Origin of the sequence: Rhodococcus sp. HNM0563, from assembly GCF_012726195.1 — a bacterium.
Classification (GTDB): Bacteria; Actinomycetota; Actinomycetes; order Mycobacteriales; family Mycobacteriaceae; genus Rhodococcus.
Genome location: NZ_JAASAF010000003.1, coordinates 101,670 through 125,108 on the forward strand (window position 1 = coordinate 101,670; position 23,439 = coordinate 125,108).

General features: G+C 67.7%; 15 protein-coding genes and 1 pseudogene. 4 read left to right on the forward strand and 12 right to left on the reverse strand.

Features of this window, described 5'->3' with window-relative positions:
- Position 1 precedes the first annotated feature (1 nt).
- The 5 genes from HCA61_RS07440 to HCA61_RS07460 form a co-directional block, all read right to left on the reverse strand.
- A complete protein-coding gene (locus HCA61_RS07440; RefSeq protein ID WP_169687546.1) occupies positions 2-643 on the reverse strand; it encodes a DUF6875 domain-containing protein in 642 nt (213 codons plus the stop codon).
- A complete protein-coding gene (locus tag HCA61_RS07445) occupies positions 640-7,575 on the reverse strand; it encodes a non-ribosomal peptide synthetase (protein WP_169687547.1) in 6,936 nt (2,311 codons plus the stop codon). The genes HCA61_RS07440 and HCA61_RS07445 overlap by 4 nt, the downstream gene beginning before the upstream one ends.
- Positions 7,576-7,679: 104 nt before the next feature.
- Entirely contained in the window at positions 7,680-8,612 is a 933-nt protein-coding gene (locus HCA61_RS07450) for a hypothetical protein (protein ID WP_206039780.1), read from the reverse strand.
- Between the two features lie 51 nt (positions 8,613-8,663).
- Positions 8,664-10,769, reverse strand: a complete 2,106-nt coding sequence (locus HCA61_RS07455; RefSeq protein WP_169687548.1) for a hypothetical protein — start codon at positions 10,767-10,769, stop codon at positions 8,664-8,666.
- A 179-nt stretch (positions 10,770-10,948) separates the two neighbouring features.
- Positions 10,949-11,161: a hypothetical protein gene (locus HCA61_RS07460; RefSeq protein WP_169687549.1), complete on the reverse strand. Its 213-nt coding sequence runs from the start codon at positions 11,159-11,161 to the stop codon at positions 10,949-10,951.
- A 181-nt stretch (positions 11,162-11,342) separates the two neighbouring features.
- On the opposite strand from HCA61_RS07460, the gene HCA61_RS07465 reads away from it, so the two are divergent.
- The gene (locus HCA61_RS07465) at positions 11,343-12,251 is read left to right on the forward strand and encodes a hydroxymethylglutaryl-CoA lyase (RefSeq protein WP_169687949.1); all 909 of its coding nucleotides are present in this window, start codon (positions 11,343-11,345) and stop codon (positions 12,249-12,251) included.
- Complete coding sequence (locus HCA61_RS26225) at positions 12,248-13,243, forward strand: glycerate kinase (RefSeq protein WP_308198762.1); 996 nt, start codon at positions 12,248-12,250, stop codon at positions 13,241-13,243. The genes HCA61_RS07465 and HCA61_RS26225 overlap by 4 nt, the downstream gene beginning before the upstream one ends.
- Here HCA61_RS26225 and HCA61_RS07470 read toward each other — a convergent pair.
- The 7 genes and pseudogenes from HCA61_RS07470 to HCA61_RS07500 all read right to left on the reverse strand — a co-directional run.
- Positions 13,219-14,175 (reverse strand): annotated as a pseudogene (locus HCA61_RS07470) (MsnO8 family LLM class oxidoreductase); the annotation flags it as partial. The gene HCA61_RS26225 and the pseudogene HCA61_RS07470 overlap by 25 nt on opposite strands.
- 57 nt (positions 14,176-14,232) lie before the next feature.
- Positions 14,233-15,342: a hypothetical protein gene (locus HCA61_RS07475; RefSeq protein WP_169687550.1), complete on the reverse strand. Its 1,110-nt coding sequence runs from the start codon at positions 15,340-15,342 to the stop codon at positions 14,233-14,235.
- Positions 15,343-15,401: 59 nt separating this feature from the next.
- Complete coding sequence (locus HCA61_RS07480) at positions 15,402-15,890, reverse strand: LppA family lipoprotein (RefSeq protein ID WP_169687551.1); 489 nt, start codon at positions 15,888-15,890, stop codon at positions 15,402-15,404.
- Positions 15,887-17,500 carry an alpha/beta hydrolase gene (locus HCA61_RS07485; RefSeq protein ID WP_169687552.1) on the reverse strand — a complete coding sequence of 538 codons (1,614 nt, stop codon included), beginning with the start codon at positions 17,498-17,500 and terminating at the stop codon, positions 15,887-15,889. Before HCA61_RS07485 ends, HCA61_RS07480 begins: the two co-directional genes overlap by 4 nt.
- Positions 17,501-17,614: 114 nt before the next feature.
- Positions 17,615-20,143, reverse strand: coding sequence for an FtsX-like permease family protein (locus HCA61_RS07490; protein ID WP_169687553.1), 2,529 nt, complete (start codon positions 20,141-20,143; stop codon positions 17,615-17,617).
- Between the two features lie 12 nt (positions 20,144-20,155).
- The gene (locus HCA61_RS07495; protein WP_169687554.1) at positions 20,156-20,917 is read right to left on the reverse strand and encodes an ABC transporter ATP-binding protein; all 762 of its coding nucleotides are present in this window, start codon (positions 20,915-20,917) and stop codon (positions 20,156-20,158) included.
- A gap of 79 nt (positions 20,918-20,996) precedes the next feature.
- Positions 20,997-21,758, reverse strand: a complete 762-nt coding sequence (locus tag HCA61_RS07500) for an SDR family oxidoreductase (RefSeq protein WP_169687555.1) — start codon at positions 21,756-21,758, stop codon at positions 20,997-20,999.
- A 235-nt stretch (positions 21,759-21,993) separates the two neighbouring features.
- Here HCA61_RS07500 and HCA61_RS07505 point away from each other — a divergent pair, with 235 nt between their 5' ends.
- Positions 21,994-22,614, forward strand: coding sequence for a hypothetical protein (locus HCA61_RS07505; RefSeq protein WP_169687556.1), 621 nt, complete (start codon positions 21,994-21,996; stop codon positions 22,612-22,614).
- A 39-nt stretch (positions 22,615-22,653) separates the two neighbouring features.
- The gene (locus HCA61_RS07510) at positions 22,654-23,424 is read left to right on the forward strand and encodes a deoxyribonuclease IV (protein ID WP_169687557.1); all 771 of its coding nucleotides are present in this window, start codon (positions 22,654-22,656) and stop codon (positions 23,422-23,424) included.
- Positions 23,425-23,439 lie beyond the last annotated feature (15 nt).

The window sequence follows — 23,439 nt, forward strand, 5'->3', positions numbered from 1 at the left end:
ACTACGTCACGACCCGATCGGCAATGTCGGATCGCACCACCGACGGCACGCTCGCGGCGAACTTCTTCAGATACGCGAGGATCCATTCACGCTGCGAGGCCAGGAACGGAAAATCCGAGCCCACCATGTGCCGGACGGCGAGCATCGGCAGTGGGGCGTCGAGCGCCCGGAAGGCGCTGTTCCGCAGCCCGGAGACCGTGCACCCCGGGTAGAACTGGCCGAGCATCAACCCCGCCAGCACGAAGTCCGACTTTCGCTCGTTCTGCACGAGCTCGATCACGTCGTAGTCGGTGACGTCGGGGAACACCGCAACGAGCGACCTGAGCGCCGCGTCCGGTCCGGCGACAGGCGAGAAGTGCGGAAAGAGCTCGGCGAGGTCGTCGGCGATGTCCCGAATGCGCTGCGCGTCGACGGCGCCCGGGACGAAGACCGCGTAGAACAGTCCCCGTCCTATCGACGGCGCGGCGAACGGGCAGACCGGCCCGCTCCGCCCCAGATCGTCGTGCGGGCTGCACAGGAAATCGACCGCCCAGCGACGTAACTCCCCGGTACGGGGATGTTCGTCGTCGCGAACGTCGTCGAATACGCTCACCGGCTCGATGCCGGATCGGCGGCCACGGAGAACACTGGTCTGGTCGGTCATCGCTGGCCCTTCCTGAGATGGTCCAACAGGACCGGGGTGATCTGATCGAGCGCCCGCGTGCCGGTCATGTCCCGGTGTGTGACGTCGAGGTGGTGGGTCTCGATGACCCCGTCGATGTGGGGTCGCCAGACCGCGACGGGGTCGGGCATCCGAACGGCCAGGGCATCGGCGGATTCGAAGAACACGAGGTCGGTGACGAGCGGACCGGCCGGGCGGTGCGCGGTGGCGAGGGCCACCGTGTGCGCAAAACCACGGTGCAGGGCCTCGCGCCGAGCCGCGTCGGCAGTCCCGGCGGGAACCACCGCCTCGACTTCGGAGTCGACGATCTCGGCGGTGGGCGCGGGGGACGCCGCGTCCGGCAGGTGGGTGTCGAGCATCGTGAGCGTCGCAACGAGTTCTCCCCCTGCCGTGAGCTGCGCCGCGATCTCGTGGGCGATCTGCCCACCTACCGAGTAGCCGAGCAGGTGGTACGGGCCGTGCGGTTGCACCGTTCGGATGCTCTCGACGTGGACGGCCGCGAGCTCCGCGAGCGTGCCGGTGACGTACCCCGGACGGGTCAGCAGCGGCGACTGCAGCCCGTACACGGGCCGGTCGTCGATGCGTCGTGCGAGTCCCGCGAAGCACCAGGCGGTGCCCACTGCGGGATGGACACAGAACAGCGGCTCGCCCGCCCCGCTCGCACGCAACGGCAGCACTGCGTCGAACGAGTCGTCGTCCGTCTGCGAGTCGGCGACGCGCCGCGCCAGAGAACCCGCGGTGGAATGCGTGAAGAGCCACTGCACCGGCACGGGGCGTCCGAACGACTCCGACAGTGACGCCACCACGGCCGTCGCACCGAGCGATGTGCCGCCGAGGGCGAAATAGTCGTCGTCGATCCCGACTCGCGGGGTGCCGAGGTCGGCTGCGAAAGCGGTGACCACGATGCGCTCCGCGGCATCGCGTGGCGCCCGATACACGCGGCGACCCGCGTTCGAGTCGGGAGTCGGCAATGCCGCCCGGTCCAGTTTGCCGTTGGGAGTGACGGGGAGCGTATCGAGCACGGTGAGAGTCGCGGGCACCATGTGAGGGGCGAGGCGGGCTTGGGCATGAACGCGGACGTCATCGGCAACGAGGTGCCCGCCGGGAACTGCGACGACATATCCATCGAGTCGGTCGCGGCGAACGGAGACCACCGCCCGGGCCACCCCAGGGGCATCGTTCAGCACCGATTCGATCTCGCCGGGTTCGATACGGAATCCGCGGACCTTGACTTGCAGGTCACTTCGGCCGACGTAGTCGAGGGTGAGTTCGCCGTCGACCGAACGGCGCCACCGCACGAGGTCGCCTGTGCGGTACATCCGCTCCCCCGGTTCGCCGCAGGGATCGGCAACGAACCGGGACGCCGTTCCTGCGCGTCGGTTGCGGTAACCGCGTGCCACAGCTGGGCCGCTCACGTACAACTCCCCCACCACGCCGGTGGGGACGGGTCGAAGCCGATGATCGAGGACGAGTTCGGTGATTCCGCGGATGGGACCACCCAGTTCGACGAGACCATCCACGACGAGGGGTGAACCCGCGTTGGTCTGGATCGTGCTCTCGGCCGGACCGTAGGTGTTGATCATGTCGCGTCCCGGTGCCCACTGGGCCACGAGTTCGGGCGGGCACACTTCTCCCCCGACGACGACCGTGCCCAGATCCTCGAGTCCGGTGGGGTCGACGGTCGCGAGCACCGACGGTGTCAATGCGACATGCGTGACCCGTTCTCGGGCAAGTAGATCGGTGAGTTCGGTGCCGCCGTAGACGGTGGGAGATGCGACGACAAGGCATCCGCCCGACCCGAACGCCCAGAGTTGCTCGAGGATCGCCGCGTCGAAACTCGGGGAGGCGAAGTGCAGGATTCGCGATCCCGGCCCGAGTGCGAACCGCGCGCACTGCTCCTCGACGAACCCCGCAAGACCCATGTGGGTGACCACGACACCTTTGGGAGTTCCTGTCGATCCCGAGGTGTAGACGACGTAGGCCGCGTGCTGGGGGCGCAGCGGTGCACGACGGTCGGAATCGGCGATCGCCCGGTCGGAACAGGATGCGATCGCGTCACTTTCGGCGGGGTCGTCGAGCAGCACCCATCGTCGGGGCGGCAGGTCCCCGTGTACGTTCTCGACGGTGACGCCGATCGTCACGTCGGAATCCTCGATCATGTGCGCGATCCGCGCGGCCGGGTACTTCGGATCGACCGCAACGAAGGCAGCGCCGGTCTTCGCGACCGCCCACAGCGCCAGCACCGACCGGGCCGAGCGTGTCAACGCGACGGCAACTACAGTTTCGGGACCGGCTCCGAGTTCGATCAGTCTGCGCGCCAGACGATTCGAACGCGAGTCGAGGTCGAGATAGGTGAGGTGGTCGTCGCCACATACCACCGCGACGTCGTCGCCCCCGATGGTCGCACCACGCTCCAGCAGTCGAGGGAGGGTGAGCGCGGGTTCCCTCCGGCCGCCCGAGACCGGTACGAGATCGGCGCGTTCGGCCGAGTCCAGGATGTCGATCGCGCCGACCTCCCGGCCAGGCCGAGTGACGACCGCGTCCAGGACTCGCGTGAACTCCGCGGCGAATCGCTGCACTGTCGGCTCGTCGAAAATATCGGTGGCGTACCCGAACTCGGCTGTCATCGCACCTCCGTCCCGCGGTTCCTCCACCGCGAGGTAGAGATCGCATTTGGCAACCGGCGGCGCCGCGTCGACAGTGTCGATCAGGAGGCCGGGCAGTTCGACGCGTGTGGGTGAAATATTTCGGAACTCGAGTAGCACCTGGAACAGCGGGGTGTACGAGGTCGATCGTGCGGGATCGACGGCCTTCACGACCTGGTCGAACGGCACGTCCGCGTGGTCGAAGGCATCGAGGTCTCGGTCGCGGGTGCGGTCGAGGAGTTCGTGGAACGACGCAGTCGCATCGATGTCGGAGCGGAGCACGACGGTGTTGACGAACATCCCGACCATGTCATCGAGTTCGGCCGCGCCCCGGCCGGCCACGGGAGTGCCGACAGCCGATGTCGTCGCCCCGGTGAGGCGTTCGAGCAGGACCGCGAATGCCGCATGCATCACCATGAACAACGTCGTGTCGTGCGCGCGGGCCAGGCGGGCAGCACCCGAGGCCAGTGCAGCGGGAATCTCGAACGGCACCGTACGGCCGTGGTGGGTGCGCAGCGCGGGGCGGGGCCTGTCGACGGGAAGGTCGAGGAGTTCGGGGACGCCTTCGAATGTCTCCCGCCAGAAGTCGAGCTGCCGCGACACTGAGGATTGTGGATCGGTGGCGTCGCCGAGTCGTCCGAGTTGCCGCAGCGCGTGGTCGGTGTAGCGCGTGGGCAGCGGGGCCCACTCGGGGCTGTGCCCGTGCGCCCGGGAGGTGTAGGCGAGCATCGTGTCGCGAGCGAGGGGCAGCGTCGACGCACCGTCGGCCGCGATGTGGTGCACGACCAACACCACCACGTGCTCGGCTGCTCCGGTCTGCAGCAGCGCAACGCGCACCGGAATTTCGCGGCTCACGTCGAACCCCTCGGACGCGAGTTCGCGGAGTGCGTCGAGCATGCCGTCTTCACCGGGTACGGGCACGGGTGTGAAATCGAACGCCGCGTGGTCGAGAACCTCCTGGTAGGGGCCGGAATCCGACACCGGGTAGCGGGTGCGCAGCGGTTCGTGTCGCGCGACGACGTCCGCGAAGGCCGCGTTCAGTGCGTCGAGATCGAGCTCACCGGTCACGCGCAACGCGATGGGAACGTTGTACACGGGCGACGCGGTGTCGACCTGGTTGACGATCCACATGCGCTGCTGAGCCGGTGCGAGCGGGATTCGCTCGGGGCGGGGCACGGCCGAGGCGGTCTCGGTGTCAGGCACAGCGGTGTCAGGCACAACGGTGTCTGCGCGGGCTGCGAGTTCTGCGACAACCGGTGCGCCGAACAGGTCGCGGACCCCGAACCGGACACCGAGCGCGGCATCGATCCGGGCGACCGCGCGGGTCGCGCTCAGCGAATTACCCCCGAGGTCGAAGAAATGGTCGTGACGACCCACCTGCACCAGACCGAGGACCTCGGCGAACACCTCCGCGACCGCGCGTTCGGTGCATCCCACCGGTGCGACGAACTCGGTGGTCCCGATACCGAACACAGGTTCCGGGAGGGCGTCGCGGTCGAGTTTCCCGACGGGGGTGACCGGAAGCGCGTCGAGCAGAACGATCGCGGCAGGCACCAGATGCGCCGGCACGCAGCCGCGCAGGTACGCGGTGAGCTCACGAACGTCGGGCTCACCCGCGGTCGGAACGACGTACGAGACCGGAACGACATCACCGGAAGGATCGGGACGCCCCACCGTCACGGCCGCGGCAACGCCGGGATGGCGGAGCAGCGCTGCGTCGATCTCACCGAGTTCGACCCGAATACCCCGGATCTTGATCTGGAAGTCGGAGCGGCCCACGTAGTCGAGCACGAGCGTGTCGTCGGGCAGTCGCCGCCAGCGCACCACGTCGCCGGTCCGGTACATGCGTGCGCCGTGGGGTGCTGCGACGAACCGTGTCGCGGTGAGCGCCTCGCGGTTGCGGTAGCAGCGTGCGAGCGCCGGACCCGCCACGTAGAGTTCCCCGGCAACCCCGACGGGGACAGGTTGCAGGTGGTCGTCCAGGACGGTTTCGGTGGATCCGCGGACCGGTCCGCCGATCGTCACTGGCGCATCGGCAGCGAGTGTCGCGGCGTTCGACATGACGGTCGATTCCGTGGGCCCGTAGCCGTTGATCAGAGTGCGGCCGGGGGCCAGGCGTTCGACGAGTTCGTCCGGGCAGGCTTCGCCCGCCACGGCCAGCGTGTGCAGGGAGCTCGGGAGTCGCGGCACCGTCGACAACACCGTCGGCGTGAGCACGGCGTGCGTGACATTGTGTCGCTGCAGAATCGCTCCGAGTTCGTCGCCGCCCATCACGGTAGCCGGCACCACGACCAGCCGCGCCGCGCTCCCTGTCGCCCAAAGGATTTCGAACACGGACGCATCGAAGCTCGGAGAGGCGCAGTGCAGGACACGGGCGTCGAGGCGCCCACCGAAGCGGTCGCGCTGCTCGGCGACCAGGTCTGCGATGCCGCGATGGGTGACGGTGACGCCCTTGGGAATCCCGGTCGAGCCGGATGTGTAGATCTGGTACGCCGCTGCGTCGGCGTGCACCGCCACAGGTGCGGGCGCAGTGAGTTCCGTGGTGGGTAAGCCGTCCCGGAGTTCGAGCCATCGAACCCCGTCCGGCAGCGACGCGCGGAACTCCGGTGTCGTCAGGCCCACCGCCACAGCCGAATCGGTGAGCATGTGTTCGATCCGTTCGGTGGGGTACGAGGGGTCGACGGGCACGAACGCTGCGCCGCTCTTGACCACCGACCACACTGCCACCACCGATTCGATCGACCGAGCGATCGCGACGGCCACGACCGTCTCCGGCCCTGCCCCCGAAACTCGAAGTGCGTGGGCGATCCGGTCCGAGGCAGCGTCGAGTTCGGCATAGGTGATCGTGCGGTCCTCACACTGCACCGCGACACCCAGCGGATTCGCGGCGACGGCAGACGCGAGGACCTCGGGCATCGTCATTCCGGGCTCCCCCGCTGCGCCGCGGACAGCACCGGGCACGTCGATCGCCCCGATGCCGGTCAGCGGCGTATCCGACGACGCGGACACGAACGCACCGATGAGCTCGACGAGCCGCGCATGGTGTGCTTCGACTTCGTCGTCGGTGTAGCGGCCGGGGTTGGCGCGGACCTCGACGATCGTCCGCGGCGGATGGCCGGAGCGGTAGATATTGACCATGATGTCCGGCACCGGCCCCGCGGTGAGGATGTGGAAGTCGGCCACGGCGGGCCCGAATCGCCATTCCCGGTCGAAGAGCATCACATTGACGACAGGCGACGAGATCCTGCGGGCAGCGGCGTCCGCGCCCAGCTCTCGAAGGATGTCCTCGACGTTTCCTCGCTGGTGCCGCAGCGCGCCGGTGAGTTCGAGCCGGATCCGGCCGACGAGAGTGCCCACGGTGTCATCCGCGCGAACCGACGCGAGCACGGGGACGACGTTGGCGAGCATGCCTCCGGACCGTCGCAACACCGCGGTGGTGCGCGCGGACACGGGGATGTCGACCAGCACTTCCTTTCGCCCCGTGGTACGCGCGAGGTGGCACGCGAATGCCGCGACGATCCGCGCGGCAGCGTCGGATCCGGACGCACCCAGCCGATCGGCCGTCTCCTCGGTGAGCGCTGCACGGACGACCCTGCTGCGGACCGAGGGCGCTGCAACCTTGCCGGTGAGCGTGACTGCGGCCGAACGCGTATGGAGGCGCTCCGCCCAGTGGGCGCGGTCCTGCTGGTGCCGGCTGGAGGCGTGGTACTCATTGTCGATCTGTTGCAGGGTGCGCAGGTCAGCGGCGCGATTCATCGGGGCTTCGCGGTTTTCGATCGCAGCGGTGTACAACTCGGCGACCCGATCGACCATGGTCGCGGCGCCATGCCCGTCGAGCGCGATGTGGTGGATGCGGGTGTACCAGAAGTACCGGTCGTCCGCGACCTGAAGCAGAGCGGCTTCGGCGAGCGGACCTCCGTTCAGATCGATTCCGGCAGTGTGGTTCTGGTCCATCCACTTGTGTGCGGCCGCTGCCGGGTCGGGCGCCGCACGAAAATCGTGCACGTCCGATTCGGCATCGGGAGGCGGTGCGACCACCTGATGGGGCTCGCCGTCGATCTCGACAACGCGGAGGAACACCGATTGGAACTCGTGCGCGGCGACGAGCGAGACCCGCCGGAACACCTCGACGTCGAGCGACCCACGGATGTCGACGTACTGTGCGATGCAGATCGGCACCTGGGGCGCAAGCTGTTGAGCGAACCACAGCCCACGCTGGGCGGGCGACAACGGAAATGGTTCGTGGACAACGGCAGTGGCGAGAGCCATGAAATCACACCCAGGGTAGCGGCGAGGCGGCGTCCATTCCATCCGGACGGCCGAGGTATCGGCCCCACTACTGTCCCGCGCGCACGACCACGCAGATACGCACCCTAGGTGTCGGCCTCCGCCACCTGATCCTGTTCGACGGCGGGCCTCTCGGATTCGCCGTCGTCACCGTCCGCGCCGTCGCCTCCGCCGCGGTGGCGCGCGTCGGACACTTTCGCCAGGCCCCGGCCGAGGACGCCGCCCACCGATTTGAGCGGGCTGTCGATCGAATCGAGTGCGTCGGCGATCTCAGGGTCCTCGTCGACGAGCCATCCCGCCGCATCGGCACGGCATGCAGTACGGAAGTCTTCGAGGTCGTCTCGCAATCCGGCAAGTGTGCGTGTGGTTCGGGGCGAGGACAAACGCCTGACGACGTCGAGCGGGGTGCCCTCGGCGAGACGGGCGAGTGCACGACGGCCCCGGCGGAGCAGTTCTCCGTCCTGCTCGAAGTGCTCGGCGAGCAAGGTGCGTGCAGCATCGAGCACTTCGCTCGGCCGGTCCGGCTCAGCGGTACGGGCGCGTTCGATGCTCAGACGCTGCCACATCGTCTCGGCGTCCTCGACCAGCACGAGCAGTTGCAAGGCCTCCCCGAATCGACCTTCGTCGGCGAGGTCGAGCAGTAACGCGACGTGCGCCGAGAGGGATATCTCGGACTCGACCCGGTCGAGGTGCGCCACGGCGTATGCGCGGAGCCGCTGGACCGCGACGGACAGCAGCGGACCGAGTTCCGCGATCGCGGACCATTCTTCCTCGGGAAGCGATCCACGATGATCGGCGATCGCGATCGCACGTGTCAGCGCATTGTGGTGGACGACGACGTCACCGAGATCGGGGGCTCCGGCAGCCGCCAGGACCTTCTCGACGATGTCGGGGTCGGCATCCTCGCCTCTGAGCCGGACGATCGCGGCTTCGACCGATCCGATGGCACCCGCCAGCGCACGCACGATCGCATCCGCAGGGATCACGCCGGAAGAGTCGGGATTCGGCAGGTCGTTCATGTGCACCATCGTCCTACGAGGTACCCCCGATGCACCACCCGGCCTCACACCTCACGACCCGGGACGATCCTGGCCGCTGGGTATCCGTACCCACGCGCTCTCGAGCAGCGAGACCACCTCGGCTTCGTGACGCGCACGGTAGGCGCTGAGGATACGGCGGGGGCGCGTCTCACCGGTGAGCCCGATCGCCGTCGCGAACGCCGCCGCAATGCCCTCCTCGGGCACGACCTCCGGCGTTGTGTAACCGATGAGCGCAAGTGCTTTACGGAGCGGATCGGCATTCGAGGCGAACGTGCGCAGCGGCAGAACGTCGAACCGGCCGTCCGAGCGGAACTCGAAGAACAACTCGCCGTACTCGTCGATACCGATCTCGTCCAGGTACCGGCGCACCGACGCAAGTTGCGGAATCGGGCCGGTCCACCGCAGGATCTGGGGGCCGAGCCTCGACTTCAACACCTTCTCGGCACCGGGATCGCAGCCGACGATACCCGCGACGGCAGACGGAATCGGTACCTCCGCGCCGCGCATGTGGTCGCGGGTGACGGGAATCCGCAGTCGCCAGTGTTCGTCCAGGCGGTACAGGCGTTTGGTGCGCTCCGGAGGCAGTGCAGGTACATGGGTGCGGCGCCGACGGCGGACACACTCGTCGACGACTTCGAAATCCCCGCTCGCCGCGAATATCCGCGCGGACGCACCGGAGATCGAAAACCGCTGGACCAGCGCTTCGGCCACCTTGTCGAGCTCGATCGAGCCGGCCGCTCCGTCGACGAGTCGTGCGATGCGCCTCCCGACGGCGGTGACAGGATCGGTCTCCCATTCGAGTAGGCCCCACAGTCCGTCGTCTTCGGTGACGGTGAACCGGTCGTCGTCGGAGAGTTCTTCGACAACGCTGTGAATATCGATGTTCGCGTCCATGCGGGCGACCAGCGTTTCGACGGAGAGCGGGTCGCCGACCACCTCGAGGATCTGCGCAGCGCGCCCGGCGACGGTGTCCTGGGGTGTGAGAATCCGGCCGTCGAACATGGTGGCTCCGCAGTGCGTCAACCACGATTCGAACTCGTCGGTGGGCAAGTGCCAGATCGCTGTGACCTCTGCGGGTTGCACCACTGCGTTGGCGGATTCGAACTCGCCGAGCAACGCCCGGGTCTGCTTCTGCGCTTCGGCGAGGTCGGGCACGGCGATCCATCCGTCGGCGACGGTGCAGCGGTCGTCGAGCCGGTCGAGGACCTTCCACAGCGGCGCGTCGAACCCCGGGACCACCTGCGCGAGCACGGGGCGATCGCGCACGATGCGGTCGAACGAGGCCACCGGTCGGACGTCGGTGCGCAGCACCGCCAGGAAGTCACCCGCCGCGGTGCCGAACGGGAACGTCGACGGCTGGGACACATCGACGTCGCCCTCATCGTGGATGCGACGCCGCAAGGTCTCGCGTTCGGCGGCGGGCAACGACGCAACATAGTCGGCGAGTTCGGCCACCGGGTCGGCAGGCACCCCCACCGGGAGATCTCGGGCGGCGACCGCCCCGATGCGTGCGACCGCCTCCTGGATCTCTTCCGGAGCACCCGCGCCGAGACCGACGCTGAGCAACGGTCGATCCCGCTGTCCGCACAGCGTCTGCCACCGGGCGACGGCAGCGAGGTCGTCGACGAGAAGTGCAAGCGCAGGAACAGGTGCTGCCGATTCTTCGGGAACGAGGGTTGCAGGGTCGCGAAGCACCGTGAGTACGAGAGCCGCGCAGACGATTTCGTAGACTGCGTCGCTGTCGGCGCCGCGTACGTCGAACAGATCGGCGGGACTGCGGCTGAACAGCTCCGCGGTGGTGGGAGCATGCGGTAGACGCGCAACGATCGTCGCAGCCGACATCCCGAGATCGAGAGCGTCCACGACTACCTCGACGGTGCGGATCAGCCCGTCCGCGAACCGCAGTTCGGGGTGGTCGGTGACGTAGATCCGGGACAACTCCGCGCACAGCTCCGGGATCCGGGTTTCGGCGGCGGTCTGCGCCGGTGACTGCGATTCCCACCAGGCCGGTGTCGGTGCGAGCGCAGTCAATGCCGCGGTGCGCGCAGAGCCGTAGCGATCGAGCCAGGGCATGAGCTCGAGCCAGGTTCGGTCGTCGAGTTCTTCGACCGAGAACGCACGTGACCACAGCGACACGAACCGATGCTCCTCTTCGACGTCCTGCGGGAACCGTCGCGGGTCCCTCCGTGCGGGACGTCCGTGAGGACGCCCGACCGCTCAGCATACCGATCGGAACCGCACTCTCGCAGACGAGCGCACGGACGCGTAACCGTGATCGAGCCCCGTGCGATGTGCCCCGCGACGCCGGGTCGATGTCAGGTCACCGCCGCGTCGTGGGGGGCTTCGTCGCCGGGCTCTCCTTCCATCACGTCCGCACGCAGACGTAATAGCACGAGCCCCGCGACCGAGGCGACGATGAGCGAGCCCACCGCCCAGTTCACGTGCAAGGCGTATACGGCGATCCCGGATCCGATCAGCCCGGCCAGCAGCGCACACCACAGCAACGCTTTCCCGAAGAACGCTCCCATTTCTCAAATACCTTCCGGCAAGTCCCCATCCAGGTCGCAACGATAGTGTCACCTGTCACAAAATCGGCAACACCCGGGCGGTGTGTCCCCAATTGGTGTAGCAATCGCGGCGCGAGGATACTCGGCACGACAGGCGAGGAATGAGAGGCACGACGTGGATACACCCCCGAGCGGGCACGATGTGATCCTGCGGGATGTGACGCTGCGCGACGGACTGCAGCTCACCGGCAAACTGCTCCCGACACAGCGCAAGGTCGAGATCGTGCGCGCTCTCGTCGCCGCGGGGATACCCGAGCTCGAAATCGGGTCGCTGGCACGCGCCGATCTGGTGCCGCCGATGGCGAACACTCTCGAGCTGGTCGCGGCGCTCACCGAGGAAGAACTGGACCGCTGCTGGATCTGGGTGGCCACCCCACGCCACGTGGAGAAGGCACTCGCTACAGGAGCACGACGGTTTCAGTACTGCTTCTCGGTGTCCGATTCCCACAACCGCGCGAACATCGGCCGCGACACCGAAGACAGCCTCGCGGCGATGCCCGCCGCCGTGGAACTGGCCCACGACGCGGGCGGCAGCATCCAGCTTTGTCTGGCGACATCGTTCACCTGCCCCTTCGACGGGCCCATCGACCCCGACCGCGTCCTCGAGATCGCGTGCGACCCGCGGGCCGACGGCTCAGCCGACATCGTGGTCGCGGACACTCTCGGCCAAGCCGTCCCGCAGCAGGTCAGCGCGCTCGTCTCGCGTATCCGCGCGGAGTCGCCGGACCGTCGGATCGTCTACCACGGCCACGACACGTGGGGCCTGGGCGTCGCGAACAGCCTCGCCGCTGCCGAAGCGGGTGCGAGCGTCGTCGACGGGGCACTGGGAGGACTCGGCGGTTGCCCGTTCGCGCCCGGAGCAAGCGGCAACACCGCGAGCGAGGATCTGCTCTTCGCGACCCGCCCGTCGTGGCTCTCACCGGAGGTGTTCGCAGATATCGTCCGGCTCGGCGAGAACATCGTCGCCGAACTGGACGAACCCAATCGGTCCCGGGCCCGGCAGGGTGCGCGGTCGGAGGCCGAGGCGTTCGAGTGGGTCGTCCGCGCGTGAAGATCCTGATCGCACCCGACAGCTTCAAGGGCACCTACACCGCTGCCGAGGTGGCCGACTCGATCGCCGCGGGAGCGGTATCCGCAGGCCACGAGACGGTCTGCATGCCCCTCGCCGACGGCGGTGAGGGAACCCTCGACGTCCTCACGGTTCCGCTCGGTCTCGAACGTGTCGTCGTCGACGCAGTCAACCCGTGGCGGGTGCCGTGCCACGGATTCTTCGGTCTGTCCTCCGACGGCACCGCCATCGTCGAACTCGCCACGGTCAGTGGAATCACCACCGAGCACAACGGTGTTCGCGATGCCGTTACGGCAGACACGTACGGCACCGGGATGATCATGGCCGCGGCGGCGAAGCGCGGCGCGCGACAGATCGTCGTGGCCGCGGGTGGATCTGCCACCACCGACGGTGGCCTCGGGGCGCTCGCCGCGATCGACGACGCCGGTGGACTCGACTCCGCCTCCGTCGTCGTACTCACGGATGTCACCACCCGATACACCGACGCCGCACGGGTCTTCGGCCCGCAGAAGGGCGCCGATCCCGCAACCGTCGAGCTCCTGACGAGGCGACTGCACGAGGCCGCCGAGGCGTTGCCTCGCGATCCACGAAGAGTGGATGGGACAGGCGCTGCCGGCGGGTTCTCGGGAGGCATGTGGGCGGGTGTCGACGCAACACTGCGGCCCGGTGCCGACTATGTGCTCGACGTCGTGGGATTCGACGAGTCGCTCGCAACCGCCGACCTCGTGGTGGTCGGTGAGGGACGACTCGACGGACAATCCCGCGCAGGAAAGATCATCTCGGCCGTCCTGGCGCGCAGCGGTTCGGTGCCCGTCGTCGCGGTAGTGGGATCGGTCGGTGACGATCTCGGCGACTACCGGACGCGGTTCGCGGAGGTGATGGTTGCCTCCGATGCGGAGGCGATGCGAGCTGCGGGGGCCGCACTCGGCCCGCCCACACCGAAGAGTCGCGCGAGCCGCGCATCGGACGCGTAGAGCGCATCGACGTCGAAGGTGGATGCCGAACTCAGCACCTCGGCCGCGCCTGTCTCCTCGACGAGTTTCTCGATCCGTTCGGCGACCTGGTCCTCGGTACCGACGATCGCCGAGGCAGCTGTGTCGTCGAGGATCCGCTGCCGGCGCACGGTGACGGGGAGGTCGCGCAGTGACTCGAGCTGCATCAGCGGCGGGAAGTAGCCACGCTCGCGGGAGAGCGCCATCGCCCACCCTTCCGGCAACAACAGATCCACGGCATCCGCTTCGCTGTCGGCTATGAGAATGTCGGCGCCGATCACCAAGTACGGCTCGGGATTTGCTGCGCTGGGTCGATAGTCGGCGCGATAACGTTCGAACGGTGCGGGCCCCTGCGTCAGGATCGGGCCCGCGACGACGGCCGGTAGCCCGAGGCGCGCTGCCACCTGGAGGCCGGCGCCGGTCCCGAGCACGAACAGCGGCGGTGGTTGCGCGACCTGTGGCCTGATCGATACCGGCGCCGTGTCGTCGAGGTAGGCACGCAGTTCGTCGATATCTGCGGCGAAGTCGTCCGGCTCGGCGCGGGTTGTGCGCAAGGCTTCGCGAATGGGCGCGGTGAAGCCGAGGGACCGCCCGACACCCAGGTCGATCCGGCCGGGGTGCAGGGCTTCGAGCATGGCGAATTGTTCCGCGACGACGATCGGCTGATGGTTGGGCAGCATCACACCGGCCGACCCGACCCGGATGTGGCGCGTCCGATCGGCGATGGCCTGGATCAGCAGGGCCGGGGCGCCGGAGGCCACTCCCGGTACCGCATGATGTTCTGCGACCCAGAACCGTCGGTATCCGGCTGCTTCAGCGAGTTCCGCGCGGTGCAGAGTCTGTCGTAGTGCGGACGCGTCGTCCTGCCCCTCCCGTGTGCGGGAGCGGTCCAGCAGCGACAGCGCGACATCCATGTGGAATACCAACACCCCGCTGTGCAGCGATCATCCCGGGCGACCGGCCGGCGGTGGTCAGGGCGCCGGGTCGGCCGGTGGGTCGCAGGGCGGCGGCGGCTCCCGAGTCGGTTCCGGGGCCGGACTCGGGGCGGGATCGGATCCGCGGGCGGGCCACGACGCCGGCTGCGCAGCGCCGCACGGATCACTGCCCGGTGGTGCCGGGGTCCGAGTAGTGCCGGCATCGTCCGGAGTGCCCGCGTTGCGGGGATCGGGGAGCGGTGCGTCCCGATCCCACAGTTTCGGGGTGTCCGTTCCAGGCGCGGAGTCGGTGGTGCCGAGCACCTCGCTTCGTTCCGCGGACCCGCCCGGCCCCTCGGAACCGCCCCGGTCTTCGAACCCGCCCATGGCGAGGGCCAGCCCCCCGCCGAGCAGCGCGACGAGAGCGACGACGACGAACAGGAGGACGAGGTTTCGATGGATCGACGTCGTACCTGCCGCAGCAGGAGCGGGCTGCACTCGACTGCGACGCGCGGCGACAAGAGCGGCCCCCGTCGCGCGGTGCCACTGCACACCGTGCGGAGTCACGAACGGAACACCGAGGATCGTGGAGAGTTCCCGGGCGGGCACCGCGTCGCCGGGGCGCAGGTCGAGGAATACCAGCGCTGTCGGCGAGACACCGGCCCTGACGAGCGCTTCGTCCACGGTGTCGGGCAGGGTGTCGGGTACGCCGGTGGGGTCGTCGCCGCGCACGACCGACGAGAGCACCGTCCGGGATCGGGTGTCGACGATCGACACGGACTCGACACCGCCGGTACGGGTGTGGAGTGCCTGGACAGGCGTGCCGGTGAGTTCGGGTGCGCCCGCCAGATATGCGAAACGTGCCGCGTCGAGTGGAACCACTTCGACGGGTGCCTCGCTCACCGCGCGGACGGCATTCGCGACCGAATCGGTGTCGGCGGCAGCGCCCGGTAACTCGACGAGGCCGATCGTGCCGACGGTCAGCGATGCGTTCTCGGCCCGCTGCGCCATCGAGGTCACGGCCCGCGCAACGGCGTCGGACGCCGATCTTTCCGGTTCGGCTGCCCAGCGCTGCGAATCGAAGGGGCCGAGCTGGGGAACGTCGGCGTCGACAAGAACCGCGGAGACTTCACCGTCATCGACGGCTACGCCGAGCACAGGGCGCATCGTCACCGCCTCTTCGCCAAGATCGACACGGACTGCACGAGCCTAGCCGAACTCGACACTCAGATCCGGTAACACCCGACGGTCAGTCCGACGATCGCTGCCACATAGCTGCCGAAGGTGATGTAGGACCCGTCGGCTGCGAACATCCGCATCGAGAAGCCCGTGTCGGCCGGCAGGACTTGGCGCCCGTGGAAGCCCGCGCGGGCGGCGGTGCGTTCGAACAGGTCCGCGGCGCGCTGCAGATCGGCGACGGGCACAGGCTGCGAGCTCCCCTGAATGGGCAGATGCACCGACATCCCGTATGTGCCGTCGGCGAGGGTGCACCCCGCGTTGGTGCGCGCGTACTTCTCGGAGAATTCGAGGTCGGGGAACTCCTCGGAGAGTGCATCCATGACGTCGCGCTGGACTTGGAGGTAGTACTCGACCGCGGCGCCGCTGTCGTCGGCGACCGGCTCGGGGACAGCGCGGGGGCTCGCTGTCGCGCATCCGGTCGTTGTCAGCAGCACCGCCGCAGCAATGCATACGCGGAGAACAGGAACCTCGCTCATCGGACACCCCGTTCGTCGGCGGTGCCTGCGACGACGACCGCGATGTTGTAGGTACTCATGGAACCGGGCGTCAGATAGGAGCTGTGCCCTACAGAAGCGGTGCGCGGGTCTCCCGAAGGGTCTTCTCCCGCATCGCTGGACAGACGGGTCAAACCCGGGATTCGACTGGGGTCCCCGCCGAAGATTCCGGTATCTGCGATGAGGTCCTCGTCCGCTTCGATCAAGTACATCGACCCTGGGACCATTCCGAGTGTGTCGACGTCGGAGGTACCGAGTCCGGCAGCGCCGACGAAGACCGCTCTGTCGGCCTCCCCGCCGTGCTGCAACGCGAGACTCGTCACGAGTGCCCCGTACGAATGACCGATCGCAGTGACGTTCGGGGGCGAGTCGGGGCGCGATGCGTCGAGCCCGTCGAGGAACGTCGCCAAGCGCGGTGCGGCCAGCGTCGCAGACAGGTCGGAGACAGGACTGCGTTCGGTGAATGCCAGGCCCCAACCGAAATGTGGTGCCTGGTAGTTCATCCAGGTGACCGCTGCGACGGACTCGGATTCTCGGTCGACACGCCCGAGTTCTCGTTGCGCTTCGTCGCGCAGATCGGACACCTGCTGGTCGTAACCGTGGAGGTTTCCTTGCACGGTCGATCCTGCGCCCGGGGTGAAAACTGCGATGTGGTCGGCGGTATCGATGTCGCCGACCGCAACCGCGGCCATCGCCTCGCGACCGGACAGGTCGAGTGCAAGCAACCTGCGATCGTCCAGTGTGAGTGCGCGGTCTATCGCATCGAGTGCGTCGAGTTTGTTCAGGGTCTGTTCGAGCCCCGCATCGGCGTTGGAGAGTAGACCACCGAACAGATTGCCCGCCAGCTCGTCTTGAAGTTTCAGGGCAACGCCTGTCAATCGTTCACGTTCGATTCCGAGCAGGGCACGGTTCGCGAGGTCGCGGACTTCGGCCGGTACTCCGTCGAGACCGCCGATCCGTTCCGGGTATTCGGTGAGCAGCACGGCGCGCTCGGAGGGGGTGAGACCGTTCCACCAGGCGGCGACCTGTTCCGGATCGGTTCCGGGACCGGGCACAGGCCCGATCTCGGGGAATCTTGTCGAGATATCGACGAATTCCGTTGCGGGTGCCGAGTCCTCGTCCGAGAAGACGCGCGAGAGCATCGATGCCGCTTCATCGGCGAGGTCTTCCGCGCGACGAAGCAGGGCATCGAGTTTCGCCCGTAATGCATTGCGGTCTGCGTCGGGTGCAACTCCGGCAGGACCTGACACCTCGGTGAGTGCACCGTCTGTTCCGATGACGAGGCCGCGTTCGTCAGCCCAGGCGTATGCCGCGGCGAGTTCGGCATGCAGAACGCGCAGTTGCGGAACCACCCAGGCTGCGCACGCAATCACTCGGCGGTACGAATCAGCCTGAACGCCAACCGCATCGATGAGCAACTGTGATGAGATCACCGCGGCGTCCGCGGCGTCGCCGGTCCAGGCACCCCCGGACGTGATGGCTCGGCCGATATCACCGGCGATGCGGTCCAGTTCCCCGGCACGCTCGCCGAGGTGGGTTCCGAGACTTTCCAATGCGTCCGGATCCCACCCTGCCAGATCGCGCAGATTCATGTCGTTTCCACCCCCTGCTGCGAAAGCATAGGAGGCACAGACGACTACCGACCCGGGGAGGGGTCCCCGGGTCGGTATCTGTGGATGAATCGGTTGCCTGTGGACAACCTGTCGCTACAGGTCGGCGATGGCCTCCAGCGGCGGCGTCTTCGCGGCTCGGTGCCCAGGCCACAGCGCGGCCATCACCCCGACCACGCCGGAACCGATGAGCATGCCCACGACCTGGCCCCACGGCACCGAGATCCGGTCGAGTCCCTGATCGGCGAGGGTGCTCACGAATGCCCAGCCGAATACCAGACCCAGCACGAGACCGACGACCGCGCCGAATACCGCAATGAGCAACGACTCGATGTAAATGGTGCGTCTGACCTGTGCACGTTGCATCCCGACAGCGCGCAGCATGCCGATCTCGTGTCGCCTCTCGACGACCGACAACGCGAGCGTGTTGACGATGCCGAGGATCGCGATGACGACGGCGAGTGCGAGCAGTCCGTAGAGGATCGCGAGGAGCATGTCGATCTGCTGGGCCTGTTGCCCCTTGAACTGCTCGCGGTCCATCACCTGGACGATGACGAGGTCCTTGGTGGCGTCCTCGAGTCCCGTCCGGATCGACTCCGGATCGGCTCCGGCTGCGGTGTTGACGAGCACGACCTGCGCCGATCGCGACGCCACCGGGGTGAACTGTTCGTACAGCTCCGTCGAGACTATCCACGGACCGATGAGCTGATTGTCCGCATAGATCCCGACGACGCTGGTATCGACCGTCTCGCCGTCCTTGCTCGTGAGCGGCACCGTGGTTCCGAGCTGCCAGCCGTTGTCCGCGGCGGCGCTCTCCGACACGAGCATCTGGTCGCCCGTGACGGCGTCGGTGCCCTCCTTCATCTCCAGTGTGAGGACGTCCTGTATGGACCCACCCGTCACCGCTGCCCCGTACGCCGGTTCATCGTCGATCGTCGCTTGCACGCCGTGCGAGGACACCACTTCCACGACCCCGTCGACACCGCGGGCGGCGTCCTCGGCCGCGATCGGCAGTCCGAACATCGGTGGCCCGGTGAGCACGAACTCGGATTTGACGCCGGTGTCGACGAGCGCGTCAACGCTGGCCTTCGCGGACGAGCCGAACACACCGATGACGGACACGAGCATCAGGCCGAGTGTCAGGGCGAAGGCAGTCGCTGCGGTTCGACGTGGGTTCCGGGTCGCGTTGGTACGGGCCAAGCGCCCGACCGCCCCGAAGGGCCGCGCGAACACCGCACCGAGAACCTTCACGACGGGTCGCGACAAGGCGGGTGCCGCGAACAGTACGGCGAGGATGAGCGCGAACGCACCCAGACCGACAGTTGCGGCGGCGCCGCCTCCGGTGCGTTGCGAGCCGACCGCGACGAGCACGGCACCTGCAACAGCGGCGACCACACCGGCGATCGTGCGGATCTTCAGAGACTCCACGGATGCGGTGGATTCCTCGCGCATCGCAGCAACCGGCGGCACGTGCATGGCACGTCGCGCCGGCGCGTAGGCACTGACGACAGTGACGATGACACCCACGAGCAGCGCGACGATCACGGTGCGCGGCGACAATTGCAGCGGACCGGACGGGAGCCCGAGATCCGCGGCATTGAGCGCTGCGCGGAGTCCGTACGCGAGCGCGACACCGGCCGCGATCCCGATCGCGCTGCCGATGACACCGACGACGAGCGCTTCGAGAGTGACCGACCGCCCGACCTGTTTACGGCTCGCGCCGATGGCACGCAGCAAAGCGAGTTCACGCAGTCGCTGGGCCACGATCATCGAGAACGTGTTGTAGATGATGAACGTGCCGACGAGCAGTGCGATGGCGCCGAACGCGAGCAGGAAGTAGTTGAGGAAGCTCAATGCTTCCGACACCTGATCCTGGGTTTCCTCGGTGACTTCGGCGCCGGTCTGCACCTTCATGTCGGGCAACGCGGCAGCGACCTCGTCACGCAGCGCTTCCGGACTCATCGAACCGTCGCCGACGACGTCGAGGAACTGGACGTGCTTGCCGTCGGTGAACAACTGGCTCGCCTGCTGCTCGGTGAACAGCGCACCGATGTATCCACCTGTGTCGGTGTCGAGGTCGTAGATTCCGCTCACCGTGACGGGAACCATGCCCTGAGACATGGTCAGGACCTTCGTCGCGTCACCGATGGCCAGGTCGCCGCGTTCGGCCGCGCTCGTGTTGAGCGCGATCTGCCCGACTTCGGTGGGCGGGGCGCCTTCGGTGAACTGCAAGGGTTCGCCGACCGTTTCCTCGGGTGGGAACCACGCGGAGCCTTCTGCCGGTGCGCCACCGGTCTGGATCGCGGCGCCGTCGGAGCCGAGCACGATGAGCCCGCCGCTGATCGTCGGCGCCGTGCGTTCGACACCGGCGAGCGCGTCCACCCGGCCGATGTCGTCGACGGGGACGCCACTCGAACCGAACTCTTCGCTGCTGACACGGACGTCGACGCCCTTGGCGACATCACCGAAGATGTCGTCGAATGTGCGCTGGAGGGTGTCGGTGAACACGAACGACCCGGTGATGAAGGCGGTGCCGAGCACCACCGACAGCACCGTCAGGGCAAGTCGCACCTTGTGCGCGGCCAGGTTGCGCAGCGCAACCTTGCGGATGGGATTCCCACTCATGGTCGCCGGCTCCTACTTCGCTGCGCGGGCGGTGGCGGCGGTATCGAACTGCTTCATGCGGTCGAGTACCGATTCTGCGGTCGGGTCGCGCATCTCGTCGACGATGCGGCCGTCGGACAGGAATACGACGCGGTCGGCGTATCCGGCTGCCCGCGGATCGTGCGTGACGATCACGACGGTCTGCTCGAACTCGTCGACCGCGGCACGCAGAATCGACAACACTTCGCCGGACGAGTGCGAGTCGAGGTTGCCGGTGGGCTCGTCGCCGAAGATGATCTCCGGCCTGCCTGCCAGCGCACGCGCACACGCGACACGCTGCTGCTGACCGCCGGACAGTTCGCCGGGCTTGTGGTCGAGACGGTCCCCGAGCCCGAGCCTGCCGACGACGGTGTCGAGCCATTCGCGGTCCACCTTGCGGCCTGCGATGTCGAGCGGCAGCGTGATGTTCTCGAGCGCGGTGAGGGTGGGCACGAGGTTGAACGCCTGGAAGACGAAGCCGATGCGGTCGCGACGCAACTGCGTCATTGCCTTGTCGGAGAGCGTCGTGAGGTCGGTGTCGCCGATGAGCACCGCGCCGGACGTCGCACTGTCGAGTCCGGCGAGACAGTGCATCAAAGTGGATTTGCCGGATCCGGACGGGCCCATGATCGCGGTGAACTCACCGGCAGCGAAATCCTCGGTCACACCGTCGAGGGCGTGAACAGCGGTTTCACCTGTTCCGTAGATCTTCTTCAGGTCCTGGGCTCGGGCAGCGGGGGCCGAATGCGATGGCATGCGCACCATCTTTCCCGCTGATGCGTCGACGCACCATCGGGGACTCCCCTGATTTACGGTCGGCGCCCATCAGGGATGGTCAGCTCCAGCGTGCCTGGCCGCCGTCGAGGGGGACGGTGGCGCCGGTGAGATAGCGGGCGTCGTCGCCGACTATCCATGCGATGGCCCGCCCGATGTCCTCCTCGCAATCGCCGATGCGACGCAACGGGATGCTCTTGACGAACGCAGCGGCTTCCTCGGGGCGATTCTCGGTCCACCACTGCAACCCGGGCGACATGGCGTGCGGCGCGACCGCGTTGACCCGGATGCCGTCGACACCCCACTCGGCGGCGGCGGCCCGCGTCAGGCTGCGCAGTGCTTCCTTGACCGAGGCGTACCCCCCGTAGCCGCTCATGTCCCACCGCACCGCGGCCGACGACACCATGTTGACGATCGAGCCGCCGCCGCGCTGCTTCATGATCGGATACACGGTCTGCATCGCGTGGAGCGACGCGATGGGCCCGGACGCGTAGGCCTTCGTCATCAGTTCGGGTGTTAGGTCGAGGACCGGCCCGAGCGGGTTCAGGCTCGCATTGTTGACGAGGATGTCCACTCCCCCGAGCCGCTCCACGGTCTGCTCCACCGCGGCGGTGATCTGCTCGGTATCGGAGATGTCGCAGGCGATCGGTTCGGCTACACCCCCGAACCCGCGGATCTGCTCGACAGTGTCGACGAGTTTCGATTCCGTACGACCTGTCACCGCGATCGCGGCTCCCTCACGCGCCAGCGCAAACGCGACGCCCTGCCCGACACCTTGACCTGCTCCGGTGATGAACGCGACCTTGCCATCCAATGTGCCCATGCGGCGACCTCCCTGTCTCGGCCCCCGCATGGAAGCAGACCTCACAGCTTGCGGGCGTCCGCCGGTCCTGCTCACCGGAACACCGCACTGGTACGGAACCTTCCTCCCATTGCCCGGCATGCCGTGGGTCGTGAGGCAACGGAAAGCCGGACTACTGGGGGAAGGCTACGCAGTGGCCACACCGGCTAGGCTTCCAGCCGATACCCGGACCGCAGGCACCACAAGCGAGGGCAGCATGAACGAGCACAACCACGGCCAGGACACCACGGCTCCCGAGTCCCTCCCCGCCGAACCACTCCGCATCGACGGCGCGCTGGCGGTCGTAACCGAGGAGTACACGCAGCTCCGCGACCTGGCGATCCGCGCGCTCGCCGAACTGCTCGGCAGCGCACCGGAGACCGACGAAGACGGCGACATCGCGATTCCCGTCCACGGGTTCGGTGTGTACGTGACGGTCGCGGAGGACGGCCCGCAGCTGCACATCTGGTCGTCGCTGCTCGGTGAGCTCGCCGACCGTTCCAAGGCCGCCGATCAGCTGGCCGACCTGTCGAGCGAGTGGGCTCGCCTGCGTTTCACCATCCAGGACGGGCACCTGCTCGTCTCGACGATTCTCGACGCAGATCCTTTCGCGCCGCAGCATCTGATCAATCTGATCGACGAGATCCACGACCTCACACACGAACTCGACGACGACTTCGCAGCGCGATTCGGCGGTGTCCTCGACTGCGATGCCGACGACACCGCGTATGCCGGACCGTGTGGGGGCGGCGGCTGCGGTGAGGGCTGCACGTGCGGTCACGAAGGTGACGCGGGCGATCTGGGCGCCGACATCCCGGTCGGGAAGCCTGAGGCGTAATCACTCGGAGTACCGCCTCGCGGGGCTAATCTGGACGGCATGCGGATAGGCGCTCATGTCCGGCAGGACGACGATCCCATCGGTCAGGGCGAACGGCTCGGCGCGGATCTGGTGCAGATGTTTCTGTCGGACCCGCAGAAATGGCATACGCCGGGTGAGCATCCTCGTACCGAGCAGATACTCGCGTCCGAGATCGACGTCGTGGTGCACTCGCCGTACGTCATCAACGTGGCGAGTCTGAACAACAGGCTTCGTATGCCGTCGCGGAAAGCCGTCGCCGAGCACGCCGATGCCTCAGCGAAGATCGGCGCGTTCGGCCTCGTGGTGCACGGCGGGCACGTCCGCGACGGTGAGAGCGTGGCCTCCGGTGTGCAGAACTGGCGCAAACTGTTCGAGAGGCAGGAAGACAAAGGCGGGTTCGCTGTGCCGATCCTCGTCGAGAACACCGCGGGCGGGGATTTCGCGATGGCCCGCTACATCGACGCGATCGGCCGGCTGTGGGATGCGATCGGCGACTACGACGTCGGGTTCTGCCTCGACACCTGCCACGCGTGGGCGGCAGGTGAGGATCTCGTCGACGCCGTCGAGCGAGTGCGGGCACTGATCGGTCGCATCGATCTCGTGCATCTGAACAACTCTCGCGACGAGTTCGATTCCGCCCGCGACCGCCACGCGAATCTCGCCGACGGCACCATCGACCCGCAGTTGCTCGCCGAGGTCGCGTTGAAGGCGAACGCGCCGGTGATCCTGGAGACCCCCGCTGGCGGACTCGCCGACGACATCGCCTATCTGCGTGAGCAGACGTCCTGAGGGCCCCGTTGCCGG